Raw genomic sequence first — 14,569 nt, 5'->3', positions numbered from 1 at the left:
GTCCTATTTTCTTTTACAAAAGTTTCGCCATACTACCTTTCAAAGGAGGTGAAAACAAATGGAACAGATTTTAGCCATCGCTGTGATTGCATTTATTTTGTATTTTGCAATCCGCATGGGATCCTTGCTGTGGCGCGTTGCTGGCGTATTAATCGTCCTTTATTTAGTCGTCAACTACCATGAAGTTGCTTTAAATCAGTTGGAAAATTTTGTGGTAAATCCCGATTTCGCTGTATTGTGGGATAAAATCTCGCTCGCTGCTTCAGGGATTTGGATACAAGTGACCGGACTGTTTCAAGGGGTTAGCGCTTAGTCATTAGGAGTAGAAAAATATTGTTAGGAATTGTGCCACTAAAGATAAGCTGTTGAGTATTTCGACTGAATTTATTTTTAGTGGCTTTTTGCTTGCCTTAATGTCCAGTTTAAGTGTTAGGCTTGTTTTAACAAATACAGAAAGAAGGATCTAATATGTTAAAAGAAACGTACACTCTTTCCAATGAAGTAAAAATTCCAAAAATTGGTTTTGGTACTTGGATGATTCCTGACGAAAAAGCTGAAAAAGCAGTGATTGAAGCAATCGAAGTTGGTTATCGTCATATCGATACAGCCCAAGCTTATGAAAATGAAGTTGGAGTAGGCGCTGGCATTCGTCATTCTGGGATTCCTAGAGAAGAACTTTTCTTAACGACGAAATTGGCAGCAGAAATTAAAAATTATGACGGTGCAGTTGCCGCAATCGAAGAATCTTTGAACAAATTAGCTATTGGTTATATCGATTTAATGATTATCCATTCTCCTAAGCCTTGGGCAAATTTCCAAGAGGAGGCTAATCATTATTTTGATGGCAACTTGGCTGCTTGGAAGGCCTTAGAAGAAGCATATGAAGTAGGGAAAATTAAAGCAATTGGTGTTTCAAATTTTGAACAAATTGATTTAGAAAATATCATCAACAATGGAAAAATTAAACCGATGGTTGATCAAGTCTTGGCTCATATCGGTCATACACCTGTTGCATTAATCGATTTTGCTCAAAAAAATGATATTTTGGTAGAAGCATACTCGCCCATTGCCCATGGTGAAATGATGAGTAATCCCGAAATCACGGCTTTAGCGGAAAAATATCAAGTATCAATTCCTCAATTAGCAGTACGATACTTGTTGCAACTTGATTTATTGCCATTACCAAAAACAGAAAAAATTGCTCACATGAAAAACAATGCCGATGTTGATTTTGAAATTTCAGCTGAAGATATGGCGACTTTAAAGAATATCGGTAAAATTGATTATGGTTCTAGCACTGACATTCCTGTATTCCGTCGGGCAACTGATAAATAATCGTTAGGTTGTCTCTCCCTTCTTTTCTTGATACTATTATAAAAAAAGGAGCGTTAGATGACGAACACAAAAATATTCGAGATGTCCTTTGCGACAGTTTATCCTTTGTATGTTAAAAAAGCAGAAAGAAAAGGTCGTACTAAAACAGAAGTCGATCAAATTATTTGTTGGTTGACTGGTTTTACGCAACAACAATTAATGGCGCAACTTCAAGCTGAACATTCTTTCAGAGAGTTTTTCGCAGTAGCTCCGGAAATAAATCCAGACACGAAACTGATTAAAGGTGTGGTTTGTGGTGTGCGAGTGGAAGAAATTGAAGATCCTTTGATGCAAAAAATTCGCTATTTAGATAAATTGATTGATGAATTAGCAAAAGGCAAAACTATGGAAAAAATCTTACGAAAATAAAAAAACAGCCAAGAACGATTTTTGTCGTCTCTTGGCTGTTTTACTATCTAACTATTCTCTATTTTTTTATCACCTTGCATGGTGAGCCGTAAGCTAAAACATTCTCTGGTACATCCTTTGTTACTAAACTACCAGCACCTATCACCGAATGGTCGCCAATTGTCACTCCTGGAAAAACAATTACATTGGCCCCTAACCAAACATTCTTACCAATCGTGACTGGTAAATTATATTGAGCATTTTTTAAACGTAGCTCTGGATTTAGAGGATGAGTTCCGGCAATCAAGGTTACATCGGGACCAATCATTGTATCGTCTCCAATAATAATTTTAGTGTCATCAACTAAAGTCAAATTAAAGTTACTATAGACTCTTTCACCAATAAAAGTATTTTTTCCCCAATTAGCATGAATTGGCTGCATTAAAGTCGTATCATTTCCTACACTGCCAAAGATTTTTTGTAATAAAGCTATTTTTTCGGTTTTTTTACTAGGCAGTAATTGATTGTATTGAAAGATCCAGTCGGTATATTGAACCTGTTCTTGATAAATTTCGGCATTTTCATAGTAGATTTCGCCACTATCCATGCGCCGTTTGATTTCTGCTGTATCCAAATAAAAACTCCTTTAGCTAAAACGGAAACTTTCACGTTCGATTAATTTTGAAGGAAAAGTTAGTACAACATTTTCGCTTCTTTCTTGATTAATTTTTTCTTTGGCCAAACGAACGGCAGCTTTTCCGATTTCTCGACTATTAATATTGACGGTTGTCAGATTAGGTGTTAAATATTCAGCGATTTCAATATTGTCAAAACTAACAATGACGATATCTTCACCGATTTTTTTCCCAGCTGACTGCAAGCTACGGTAGACACCCACTGATAGTGGATCACTTCCAACTAAAATTGCAGTCGGAAGATTCTCGCCATTTTCTGATAATAGCTCATCCATCATTCGTTTACCTTCCAAAGGTTCCCATAATCCTAATTTGTAATCAATATTTTGCTTTAACCCTTGTTCGTACATAAACTGTTTATACACCCGTAATCTTTTTTCATTTTCGTTATATTCTTTTTCCCCAAATTCATTCATATCAATATTGTAACCGCCGATATAAGCAATTTTTTTATGACCTGCGGCAATTAATAGTGATAAAATTTTTTGTGTCATTCGTTCAAAGTCAGCATAAACTAAATCCACATCGGCTTGAATGTCAGGATTATCCACCACGACAATATTTTTATTTTGTGACATTAACTTTTGAATTGATTTTTCTTGGACCGAACCAATAATAATAATGCCACCTAAATGATCAAAGTCTTTCCATTCTTGCGGGTCGTCCTCAGCTAAATAATAAGTTCGATTCATACCTAAGTGTAGTCGACGCGCTTCTTCTTTGATTCCTGCCCGTAATTGACTGAAATAAGGGTCATCTAGTTCTTTTTTTCGATCAATAGTGGAAATTAAACCGAGAGATGGCAACTTTTTCTTTTCATATTTACGTTTACTAATATCGTAATTTAAATCTTTCACTGCGGATAAAATCCGAGTCTTCGTCTCATCAGAAATTGATAATGTTTGATCTTGATTTAAAAAACGAGATACTGTACCGGGACTAACATTTGCCTTTCGAGCAACATCACGGATACCAACCATTTTTTCCACCTCACCTGTTTGATAACTAAATTTTACCACAGATGATCGCAAAGTTATTTAGACTTCACGGTTTTAGTTAGTTGGTTTTTTTGAAAAAAAACCATATCTCTCACGATAAAAGCAATCAATATCCCAATAATAATGACAAACAACGCGATAAATGGAGCAAAAATACTTTCTGATCCAGTAACCTTTTGTAAAATACTCAAACCAAATGGTGCTAAGAAATTTCCTAAGTTACAACCGATTAAAATAATCGAAGTGGCAATATTCATTTTGCTAGCAGGAGCATAACTGTTTAATGAGTTATAAATAAATGGAAAAATCAAACTTCCAGGAATCCCACTAATAAAGTACCCAACTAATAATAGAGCAAAATTACCATTGGATAAGCCAATTAATAAAGTCGCAATTGCTAATAAAATCAAGCCTAAATGCAGACACTTTTCTCCTAAAATTTGATTGATGCGCCCGAAAAATGTACCGGTAACAATCCCAATAATCGGCATCACCGCTAAAAAGTTAGAGGCATTGTAGTCCTCTCCTCGCATCGAAGTCACCATTGCTGGAAAACGAACGCCAATTGCAATAAAGGTCATCACTAAAAATAAAGCAAACAGCGCTAATAAAAAGACTGGTAATTGAATTTTTTCGTGAGATTGTCCTTGATCACTACTTTTTTCATGATCTTTTTCATCAATTTCTGGAACAAACATGGTGAATAAAATAAAGATTGGAAAAGCAATCGCATAAACACCGAAAGAAAATTTCCAACTGACACTTAGCAAAATACCTGCAGCAATCGTCATAACCGCACTCCCGATGTTTTCAGCTGCGCCTCTAAATCCTAGCAAAGTCGCCCGACGATTCACTTCATCTCTATACAACAAATTAATAATTGAAACTGCCAAAGAATTAAACAAACCAAATCCTGCACCTAAAATGAAGCGACTAACGATAATCATAGGGTAACTGGTTAGAAAAATTGGTGCAATCCCGCCGAATCCCACAAAAAGCAAACCAATTTGAACAGTCTTTTTAATCCCGATTTTTTTAGCAATTAGATTAGAAAGGATTACGAAAATTACGACCGCCAAGGCTGGCACAGTTGCCACCAGCTCTCCTTGAGTAGTTGTCATATTTAAACTATTGCGCATTTGTGGTAAAGCACCGTTAATGGCAGTTGCACTCGTCAATAAAATCGAAAGGGACAAAATCGCTGCTTGAGTAATAACCGAATTTCGTTTTTCCATTTTTAGTTTCCTCTTTTCTTAAAGTGAATCAGTTTCGTTTGGAAGTCGCCGTAAAAGTCAGGGAAATAGACACCGATCTGATTTAGCTCAGATCCAGAATAAATTTCTCCAGTCGCTTGGTCCTCGTATAAAAAGCCCTCTGCTAAACCTTTCAATCGTACTTCATTAAATACTGGCTGCGCGCTTGCTAAAGTACGAGCCATAAATAAAAGTGCTTCTGATTGATCTTCAGCCACAAATAACCAAGCTGTCGTATTGCCTTCAAAAGGACTAATCAAACGGATGAAGTTGCCGTATTGTACTAATGGACGTAACTCTTGATACACTTTAATTTGCTGCGTAATTTCATCTTTTTCTGCTTCACTTAACATCGTTAAATCTAATTCATAGCCTAAAACGCCTGACATGGCTACATCCCCGCGGGTTTTCAAAGAGGTCACACGACCAGTTTGATGATTTGGTACAGCAGAAACATGAGCCGTAATCGCGGACGTTGGATAGGCAATACTTGTGCCATATTGAATTTTTAAGCGTTCAATCGCATCTGTGTTATCGCTAGCCCAAGATTGCGGCATATAATATAAGAAGCCGGCATCAAAACGTCCGCCACCACCAGAGCAACCTTCCCACAAGATTTTAGGATATTTTTCCGTTAGGTTTTCCATCAACTCATAAACCCCTAAAATATAACGGTGAGCTGTTTCACCCTGTTGGTGGCTTTCTAAAGCGACCGAATAAGTATCAGACATACTTCGATTCATATCCCATTTAATGTAATCAATTTCAATCGTATTTAGGATCGCTTCCATTTGTTTTTGAATATTTTCACGCACTTCTTTGCGCCCCATATCCAACAAATGCTGATCCCGCGAACTAGATGGTGTCCGTCCAGGTACTTGCATCAAATAATCAGGATGTTCCTCATATAATTTAGAATCAATCGAGATCATTTCCGGCTCAAACCATAAACCAAATTTCAACCCTTTAGCATGAACATAATCAGCTACTGCTTTCAATCCTTTAGCCAATTTCCCTTCAAATTCAAACCAATCTCCTAAAGAAGAATCGTCGTTGTTTCGATGTCCAAACCAGCCATCATCTAATACAAACATTTCTATTCCTAAATCAGCTGCCTCATCTACAATTGCTTCAATTTTTTCATTAGTAAAATCAAAATAAGTTGCTTCCCAGTTATTCACTAAAATTGGTCGCTCCGCAAATTGATGCGCTCCTCGAGCTACTCTTTCTCTTAACAAATGATGGAAAGTATCACTCATTTTATTTAAGCCGCTGTCAGAATAGGCTAGTAATACTTCAGGTGTTTGAAACTCCTGTTGTGTTTTCAATTCCCAAGAAAAATTATATTCATTTATACCAGCAACTAAGCGTAATTGGTTAATTTGATCGACTTCTAATTCAAATGAGTGATTACCTGAATAAACCAAATGAACACCAATTACCTCACCATTAAATTCATTCGCATCATCCTCCATTAAAGCGATAAAACTATTCATATGATGACTTGTTGCGCCTCGCCGACTTTCAAATCTTTTAATGCCAGCAGATAATTTCTCGCGATTAACTTGACGTTCTTGTACATGGGCTCCTGGTAAAGATAAAACATCTTGATATTTCCCTGAATTGGTTAAATCCAATTGCATAGATGCGATTTTTTCAATCGAAAGTGTTTGGTTCGTCAAGTTCCGGACTTTTACTGAACGGACAATAACATTACGTTCGTTATATATGGTGTAAAACAAATCAAGATAAATTCCTTCAAAGCGATCTTTTAAAGTAATAGTTAAAGTACTCGCTTCATTTTCTTCAACGACATACGCTGCAGGTAGCCCCGCTAATACTGGTTTTCCAGCGGAAATCTTATACGAATGATAGCGTAAATCAGTTAAGTTTGTACCATTTTCTCGCTGAATAATACTTGCTGGGATGCGATAATCCATCGAACCATGACTAGAAAATTCTTGCGGTAAAGTATCTTTTGAGTAAGCCCTTTCTTCTTGTCCCGGTACATTACCAGAAAAACCCCGATCTCTTCTAGGATAATTTTTATGGTCATGGTATTGATTGACTTTTTTTCCAAAATAAATATGTGCCAACATACCTTCGTCTTCAAGCTTCATAATGTAAGATATTTCATTGTTCTTTAAATGGAAAATACCCTGTTCTTGGTCAAAAGTAATTAAATTGTGATTCATTGTCTTCCTCCTAGTAAACATTTTTTATTTTAGTAATTGTTTACCTTATAATGTTTACTAAACACTTTTGTCAAGAGAAAACTCAAAAAAACTGCTAAATAATTTTAGCAGTTGAAGAATTAATAGATGGTTTCTATCTTTTTAGGGTATAAATCAGGAATTTCTTTATCACTAATCAAATAATCAATCTCACTTAAATCCATTGATTGATACATGTACTTACTATCAAATTTATCGTGAGTAACTAGAACTGCGACTTTTTGTGCTTGCTTTCGAAAGGCTTTTTTAATCAAGGCCTCGCCTTCACTAGTTTCTGTCGCACCATAATCTAGCGAAAAACCACGACAACTAACAAAAGCAATGTCGACATTATAATTTAAAACATCAGCAAACGCCTTAGAGCCATTAATCGTTGCTCTTTTAGGGACAATTGAACCACCTAAAACAGAAATTTGCGCATTGGTAAATTCACTGAGCATCACCGCTGTTAATAAACCATTGGTAATAATACGTAATCCATCAAATTTAGCCAATAAATTGACAAGATGGAGACAAGTTGTTGAAGAATCAATAAACAAAATCATATCATCTTTTATTAAACCTTCCGCCAACTCTGCTACATACTTTTTATTTTTATCTTCATCTAGTTGGGCGATTTTCATCAAATAAGGCACATCGATCTTTTCATTATCAATAATCATTGCGCCGCCACGTGTTCGTCGGATTAAGCCATCATTTTCTAAATCAACTAAATCACGTTTAATCGTCGCTTCACTGTAATTCACCAACTCTTTTAGTTCATGGATGCTGGCAAATTGATTGATTTTTAAAAAATTAATAATCTCATTTTGCCGCGACTCCAGTGGATTCATCATTTGTTCCAACTCCCTTTGTTAATATAAAATAACCAAGTATTGACGTAGTTAGCCATAAACATGGAACTAGTTCAAATTTAAGCAAAACCTCAACTGGCTTGAATTGATAAATCGTTCCAGCTAAAGCTAAAGTAGCTAACATCCCAAAAAACATTGCCCCACCAATGTATTTTTTTCGTAAGTTCTGTTGCTTAATATAGATAACCATTAAACAAATCAAATGAGTGAATAGAAAAATCAAGCAAAAACTGATTATTCCTTGATTCAACCAGATCATTTGAAATGCTTTGGCAGCTTCCTCAACTATTACAATACATATAGGATGAACAAAATAATAGTATTTAGATAATAGCCGAATTTTCCCAGTGTCAAATAATAGCTGCTTTGGAAAAAACAATAAACTGATAAACAGACAAAAACTGAAAGGAATTAGCATGAATAAAAAGTTCATATCTAATTTATCAACAGAATATAAGAGAATTCCTTCTAATGCCATCATAGCAAAAAATAAGCCTGTCAAAAAAAATATTTGTCGATATCTTAAAAGTAATTTTTCTTGGTAGTCATAAATAAAAAATCCGATACCTACAAAGATCAACCCAAACAATAAGCCACTTCTGGTGGTAAAAAAAATTTGGATAACAATATCAAATAGTTCTTTTAACCAACCATTTGGTATCAGACCGTAGTATGTTTCGATGCTACCAAAACTATATAAAAATGTGGCTATAATCAACAGTAATTTATACGAGAAGTGTTTTAAAAAATTAGTAGCGATAAATAAAGATAAGATTAAGGCCGGAATATACCATAAGTGATAATAAGTTCCAACATGAATCAAACCAAAAATCAAAGCCAATGGTAACAACTCTTTTGACAAGGTCAGATTTTGATGAAGCCAATCCAAGCCAATCGGAATAAAGATCACACTCCACCAAAGATAAGATTGAGTTAATCGTTTTAAATAAACTGGTAAATAGTTCTCATCGTTGCTCATTCCTCGTCTGACAAAATAAGCACTACTTATAAAAAAGAACGGTACCGCCCAGCGACACAGAATATTTTTGACAAAATAATTGACTTCTGGCAAGCCACTGATTGGTTGGCAATGCACACAAATCACTAAAATTGCCGCTATGTATTTTACTGAATCTAGCATTTTTCCGTTTATTTTATTCCCCAATTAAATCACTCTTTCCAGCTCATCTTCCTTCAATTTTAACATTAAATTTTATAATTAAATATCATACTTAAGTCTAAAAAGCGCTGAAATTTTTAGATTTCAGCGCTCATGCTTTATTTATACAACTCTGCTTTGCCTAAAGTGTTTAGAATACCTAGCTTGTGGCGTACCACTTCTTTAACTTTTTCATTTGGCGAAATGTAAACTTGATTTGGTTCGAACATACCAGGATTTTCATTCAACACTTTATGGATTTCTGCAAAGAAAACACTTTTTAAATCAGAACTCAAATTAACTTTAGCAACTCCATATTTGACGGCTTCACTGACTTCGTTGTCTGGATTCCCTGAGCCACCATGTAAAACAAATGGAATATCAATTTTTTGATTTAATTCTTTTAACAACTCGATGTTTAGTTCAGGTTTTTTATCTTTTGGATATAAACCATGAGCTGTTCCAATCGCGACAGCCAAAGTATCAATACCCGTTTCTTCAACAAAATCTACCGCTTGGGCTGGATCGGTAAAGATAATATTCGCTGATCCACCTTCTGCGGAACCATTGTCACCAATTGTTCCCAATTCTGCTTCTACTGAAACATTTACTTTATGAGCTAATTCAACGACTTGTTTTGTTAAAACTTTATTGTCTTCATAAGACGCTGTTGATGCATCGATCATGACTGAAGTATAACCGTTGCGGATGGCACGCATCACATCATAGATTGAACCGCCATGATCCATATGAATAACCACAGGTACTTTACTATTATGAGCATAAGCTCTAACAGATGCGACAAATTCATCATTTAAATAAGCAATTTCATCGGGATGAATTTCAATAATAACAGGAGAATTTTGCGCTTCCACTTCCTCTATAATAGCTTTTAACATATCGTAACTACAAATATTAAAAGCTGGTACCGCAAATTTGTTTTCCTTTGCAACTTTCAGTAAATCTTTCATTGTGTATAACATTATACTTCCACCTCTTCATTTAATTGGTTTACTACAATTTCAGTTGGTTCTTCTTCAACTGCCGGTTTCTTTAAAAATCCAATAGCTAGTGCAGTTACTACTGTCCCCGCTACTAAAGCTAAAGCATACATTGGTAAACTACTAATCACATTTGGAATCAACATTACCCAAATTCCGCCATGTGGCGCCATTGAAGTCACACCAGCAGCCATTGAAATGCCAGCAGCCGTTGCTGAACCCAACATCAAACTCGGAATGATTCTGATTGGATCAGATACTGCGAAAGGAATTGCACCTTCCGTAATATAAGATGCCCCTAAGATCCAGCAAGATTGACCAGAAGTTCGCTCTTCTTTGGTAAATTTCTTTTTGAACAAGACAGTTGCTAACGCAATTCCTAAAGGAGGTGTCATCCCAGCCGCCATACAAGCAGCAATTGGGGCATTAACTCCTGCAGACATTAATCCGATACTAAATGTAGAAATTGATTTATTAATAGGTCCACCCATATCGGCTGCCATCATAACACCGATTAATAGGCCGAAGACTAATCCTGATGTATTCCCTAATCCATTTAACCAACCTGTTAAAGCATCTAATACCCAAGCAATTGGTTTGTCGATACAAAAAACCATCAATAAACCAATGATTAGAATAGAAACCAATGGCACTACAATCAATTGATACATCGCAGCAAAAGTTTTGTTGACATTAATTTTATTAGCAAAAATATTCGTCACATAACCTGCTAATAAACCGCCAACCATGCCACCTAAGAAACCAGAGCCACCAGTTGAAGCGATTAATCCAGCAACTAAACCAGGAGCAAATCCAGCTTTACCAGCCATCGACATGGCAATCCCGGCTCCTAAAGCAGGCACCATCATTGCAAAGGCAACATCTCCACCAATTTGACTCAAGGCAGCAGCTAAAACATTGTAATCAGCACTTTCTGGATTTGAAGCGTTTATACCAAAAGCAAAACTCATGGCAATAATAATCCCGCCGGCAATTACAAACGGTAGCATCATATTGACACCATTCATGAAGTGATTATAAATTCCAGCTTTTTTCCCGCCGTCACCTTGTGTTTCTTTGTTCGCAGATACTGTTGTTAAGCCGACACCATTTTTTACTTCATCAATAATTTTTTCTGCATCTTTAATTGCTGCAGCGGTGGATACTCGCTTAATTTTTCTTCCAGCAAAACGTCCCATATCAATATCTTTATCAATCGCTAAAATAATTACATCCGCTTCATCTACTTCTTTTTGCGATAAGATATTTTCGACTTTGGCACCTTGTGTTTCAAATTTCGCTTGGTCGCCTTGCGCTTGAGCGGTTTTCTCAAGTTTTTCAGCCGACATGTAAGTATGTGCAATCCCCGTTGGACAAGCTGTTACACCGACAATTTTCATAATAGTTCCTCCTTATTATGTGTGCATAATTGCTAAAATCTCTTCTCTGGTAGTCGCATTTTTCAATTGATTTCTAAAATCTCCATCCATTAATTTCCGTGACAACGAACTCAAAATCTGTAAATGAACATCACTTGATTTTTTTGGGACAATGATTGAAAAAACGCATTCAATCGGTTGACCATCTAATCCTTGATAATCATTTATTTGACTAACATGAGCAAATAAAATACTAGGTTCAGTTACATGTTTACTTTTTGCATGGGGAATACCAAAGCCTGCTTCAATTCCCGTTGAAGTTTCATTTTCTCGTTTAAATAAATCCTTGATTAATTTCTTACTATTTGTTGCTCTTCCAGCTGAATGAAAAGATTCACCGATTAAATTAAATAGTGCTTCTTTTGATCGAATTGAGTCATCAAAAATTATAAGTTCAGGTAACATTAAATCAGTAACATTCATACAAATCCCCTTCTTGAAGTCGTAAGTAAGCGCTCACTTGCTATGACATGAATATAGCAGAACTAGCTAAACCGTTCAACGATATGAGCTAATTATTCCTTTATCATGGGTTTGAGATTGAATTAGTTCATTTCTTTGAGCTAAATAGCGCAAAAAAACTTCCAGCGGACTAGCTGAAAGTTTTTCTGATCTTTTATTGATTTAATCCTTCGTGAATCTTTTCCAAATTCCATTTCATCATGTCGTAGTAGCTGTCACCGTCTTCTCCCTTTTCAGCAATCGAATCGGTAAACAAATTACTGTAAATTGGCAAGTCGACTTCTTTCGATAATTTTTCCATGCTACGAGCATCAACACTGGTTTCTACAAATAAAACCGGCACTTGACTTGCTTTAATTATTTCGACAATCTGTTTGATTTGTTCAGGTGTTCCTTGATTTTCAGTATTGATCTCCCAAATATAGCCCGCTTTTAATCCATAAGCCTGAGAGAAATATTTAAATGCGCCTTCGCTGGTAACTAATAATTTCTTTTCTTCAGGAATATCAGAAAATTCATTTTTTGCAGTATTATCAAGCTCTCTCAACTTTTCAATGTATTTATTGGCACGTTCTTGATAGTATTCTTTATTTTCACTATCTTTTTGACTCAATATTTTTTCAATTGACTGTACATATAGCACGCCATTTTCTAGTGATAACCAAGCATGGGGATCTTGTTGCTTATTATTTGTTGTTAAATATAGGGGTGTGACCTCTTGACTAACTGCAAAGAAATCTTTATCTTCCTTTTTTTCTGCCGTATCCATCAATTTTTCAAACCAGCCGTTACCAGTTTCCAAGTTTAAACCATTGAAAAAAATAACGTCGGCGTCACTTGCTTTCTTTGTATCTTCCGGCAAAGGTTCGTATTCATGAGGATCTGTCCCTACAGGAACAATGCTATGGAGCGTAATTTTATCTCCACCAACATTTTGAACCATATCTGCAATAATTGAATTTGTTGCTACGACTTTTAGTTTTCCATCCTCTTCTGCTGACTGATTATTGCAACCAGCAAAAATTCCTAATGCAGCAATTCCTAATAATACCAAAACTATTTTTTTCATTCAGCCACTCTCCTAAATTGTCTAATTAATCCTTTTTCTGGTGCAAAAACAAAAGCAATCACGAAAAATACCGCGCAGGCCATGACAATAGTTGCTCCTGAAGGTAAATTATAATAATAACTAAAAAACAAGCCAATAAATGCTCCAACAACACCAAATGACGCCGATAGACAAATCATTTTCACTAAATTATTAGTTAAAAGATAAGCAGTCGCAGCAGGTGTAATCAGCATAGCAATCACTAAAATTGTCCCTACCGTTTGTAATGAAGTCACCGCTACCAAAGTCAGTAAAAACATCACACCATAATTAATCAAACCAACTTTCCAACCATATGATTGCGCCATCACAGGAGCAAAAGAAGTTAATTTTAGTTGTTTATAAAAAATAGTCACCGCTAAAATAACAACTATCATCACACCTGCTGTTAAATACATATCTGAATTACGCACTGCCAGTACATTTCCAAATAAAATATGGTATAAATCCGTCGCACTACGAGCAAAGGAAATTAAAACAATACCTAAAGCAAAGAAAGTGCTAAAAACAATGCCGATTACGGTATCATTTTTTAAACGAGAATGTTTGGTTAAAAAACCAATCAATCCTGCCGCTAATAAACCAAATAAACTAGCCCCGAAGATATAACTGCCACCTAACATATAAGAAATCGCCACTCCAGGCAAAACAGCATGAGAAATCGCATCACCCATCAAAGAAATGCCTCTCAAAATTACAAATGAGCCAATCACACCTGCTGAAATCCCCACCATCACCGAAGTGATTAAAGCATGTTGTAAAAATTGATACTTAAAAATATCTGCTATAAACTGAGTCATCTTTTCCCTCCTATAGATTAAAATTAATTAACGCATCTCCATATGCTTTTACCATATTTTCACTGGTATAAACTTGTTCAATTCCTCCTGCTGCCACGACACCATGATTCAGTAAGATTACTTCATCAAAGTAATCGCGGATCTTATGAAGATCATGATGGACAATCACGATTGATTTTCCTTCATCACGCAGTTTTTTTAGTAATTCCACAATAATCTTTTCACTAGCTGCATCAATTCCTGCAAATGGTTCATCTAATAATAACCACGGTGCTTGTTGTGCCAGAGCTCTAGCAATAAAAACCCGTTGCAGTTGTCCACCAGAGAGTTCACTAATTTGACGTTTGGCAAAGGCAGTCAAATCCACTTTTTCTAAGGCTTGCCAAGTAATTTCTTTTTGACGCTTACCTGGACGTTTAAAAAAATTCAATTGCGGATAGGTTCCTAATAACACAACATTAAATACATCAATTGGAAAAGTTAAATCAATTTCTTGTCGTTGTTCCACGTAAGCAATTAGATTTTTCTGTTTACTAACAACTTCACCGTTATAGAAAATTCTCCCTGTTTTTGTTGGAACTAGACCCAATATTCCTTTTAATAAACTTGATTTGCCAGCACCATTAGGACCGATAATACCCACCATTTTTTTACTAGGGATGGTTAAAGATAATTGTGACAAAACGGATTTTCCTTGATAACTGACCGACATATTTTCAATTTCTAAACTTTCCATTACTCCACCTCTTTTTTTAGGCTAACCTAACTTATTGTATTTAGGATAACTTATAACAAAAAATTAGGCAAGCCTTTATTTTTTGAATAAAAAAAACTGGAGCAAAAA

Annotated in this window: 15 protein-coding genes; 3 read left to right on the top strand and 12 right to left on the bottom strand. The window is 35.6% G+C overall.

The window, feature by feature from the left end; translation table 11 throughout:
• The first annotated feature begins 58 nt into the window (after window positions 1-58).
• The 3 genes from ID741_RS14645 (at window position 59) to ID741_RS14635 (ending at window position 1,743) form a co-directional block, all read left to right on the top strand.
• Window positions 59-313, top strand: coding sequence for a hypothetical protein (locus ID741_RS14645; RefSeq protein ID WP_438720509.1), 255 nt, complete (start codon window positions 59-61; stop codon window positions 311-313).
• A gap of 155 nt (window positions 314-468) precedes the next feature.
• Window positions 469-1,335 (top strand): aldo/keto reductase, encoded by an 867-nt coding sequence (locus ID741_RS14640; RefSeq protein WP_218325954.1) that lies wholly within the window; start codon window positions 469-471, stop codon window positions 1,333-1,335.
• 57 nt (window positions 1,336-1,392) lie between these two features.
• Window positions 1,393-1,743 carry a DUF2200 domain-containing protein gene (locus ID741_RS14635; protein ID WP_218325955.1) on the top strand — a complete coding sequence of 117 codons (351 nt, stop codon included), beginning with the start codon at window positions 1,393-1,395 and terminating at the stop codon, window positions 1,741-1,743.
• A 58-nt stretch (window positions 1,744-1,801) separates the two neighbouring features.
• On the opposite strand, the gene ID741_RS14630 is transcribed toward ID741_RS14635, so the two are convergent.
• The 12 genes from ID741_RS14630 to ID741_RS14575 all read right to left on the bottom strand — a co-directional run bounded on the left by ID741_RS14630 (window position 1,802) and on the right by ID741_RS14575 (window position 14,461).
• On the bottom strand, window positions 1,802-2,356 hold the full coding sequence (locus ID741_RS14630; protein ID WP_438720508.1) for a sugar O-acetyltransferase: 555 nt from the start codon (window positions 2,354-2,356) through the stop codon (window positions 1,802-1,804).
• Between the two features lie 12 nt (window positions 2,357-2,368).
• A complete protein-coding gene (locus ID741_RS14625; RefSeq protein ID WP_218325956.1) occupies window positions 2,369-3,397 on the bottom strand; it encodes a LacI family DNA-binding transcriptional regulator in 1,029 nt (342 codons plus the stop codon).
• A 53-nt stretch (window positions 3,398-3,450) separates the two neighbouring features.
• Window positions 3,451-4,650: an MFS transporter gene (locus ID741_RS14620; RefSeq protein WP_438720507.1), complete on the bottom strand. Its 1,200-nt coding sequence runs from the start codon at window positions 4,648-4,650 to the stop codon at window positions 3,451-3,453.
• Between the two features lie 2 nt (window positions 4,651-4,652).
• Window positions 4,653-6,863 carry an alpha-galactosidase gene (locus ID741_RS14615; protein ID WP_438720506.1) on the bottom strand — a complete coding sequence of 737 codons (2,211 nt, stop codon included), beginning with the start codon at window positions 6,861-6,863 and terminating at the stop codon, window positions 4,653-4,655.
• 119 nt (window positions 6,864-6,982) lie between these two features.
• The gene (locus tag ID741_RS14610; RefSeq protein WP_438720505.1) at window positions 6,983-7,738 is read right to left on the bottom strand and encodes a DeoR/GlpR family DNA-binding transcription regulator; all 756 of its coding nucleotides are present in this window, start codon (window positions 7,736-7,738) and stop codon (window positions 6,983-6,985) included.
• Window positions 7,707-8,921: an acyltransferase family protein gene (locus ID741_RS14605; RefSeq protein ID WP_438720504.1), complete on the bottom strand. Its 1,215-nt coding sequence runs from the start codon at window positions 8,919-8,921 to the stop codon at window positions 7,707-7,709. Before ID741_RS14605 ends, ID741_RS14610 begins: the two co-directional genes overlap by 32 nt.
• Window positions 8,922-9,034: 113 nt before the next feature.
• Window positions 9,035-9,898: a ketose-bisphosphate aldolase gene (locus ID741_RS14600; RefSeq protein WP_438720503.1), complete on the bottom strand. Its 864-nt coding sequence runs from the start codon at window positions 9,896-9,898 to the stop codon at window positions 9,035-9,037.
• Entirely contained in the window at window positions 9,898-11,316 is a 1,419-nt protein-coding gene (locus ID741_RS14595; RefSeq protein WP_438720502.1) for a PTS fructose transporter subunit IIC, read from the bottom strand. Before ID741_RS14595 ends, ID741_RS14600 begins: the two co-directional genes overlap by 1 nt.
• Before the next feature lie 15 nt (window positions 11,317-11,331).
• Window positions 11,332-11,778 (bottom strand): PTS sugar transporter subunit IIA, encoded by a 447-nt coding sequence (locus ID741_RS14590; RefSeq protein ID WP_438720501.1) that lies wholly within the window; start codon window positions 11,776-11,778, stop codon window positions 11,332-11,334.
• A gap of 193 nt (window positions 11,779-11,971) precedes the next feature.
• Window positions 11,972-12,886 carry a metal ABC transporter substrate-binding protein gene (locus tag ID741_RS14585; RefSeq protein WP_438720500.1) on the bottom strand — a complete coding sequence of 305 codons (915 nt, stop codon included), beginning with the start codon at window positions 12,884-12,886 and terminating at the stop codon, window positions 11,972-11,974.
• Window positions 12,883-13,725, bottom strand: a complete 843-nt coding sequence (locus ID741_RS14580; RefSeq protein WP_438720499.1) for a metal ABC transporter permease — start codon at window positions 13,723-13,725, stop codon at window positions 12,883-12,885. Before ID741_RS14580 ends, ID741_RS14585 begins: the two co-directional genes overlap by 4 nt.
• Before the next feature lie 10 nt (window positions 13,726-13,735).
• Window positions 13,736-14,461, bottom strand: coding sequence for a metal ABC transporter ATP-binding protein (locus tag ID741_RS14575; RefSeq protein WP_438720498.1), 726 nt, complete (start codon window positions 14,459-14,461; stop codon window positions 13,736-13,738).
• Window positions 14,462-14,569 lie beyond the last annotated feature (108 nt).

Source organism: Enterococcus sp. AZ103, from assembly GCF_051714685.1.
Classification (GTDB): Bacteria; Bacillota; Bacilli; order Lactobacillales; family Enterococcaceae; genus Enterococcus_A; species Enterococcus_A alishanensis.
Note: the sequence above shows the minus strand (reverse complement) of the source record. Positions and strands in the feature narration are given on the sequence as shown.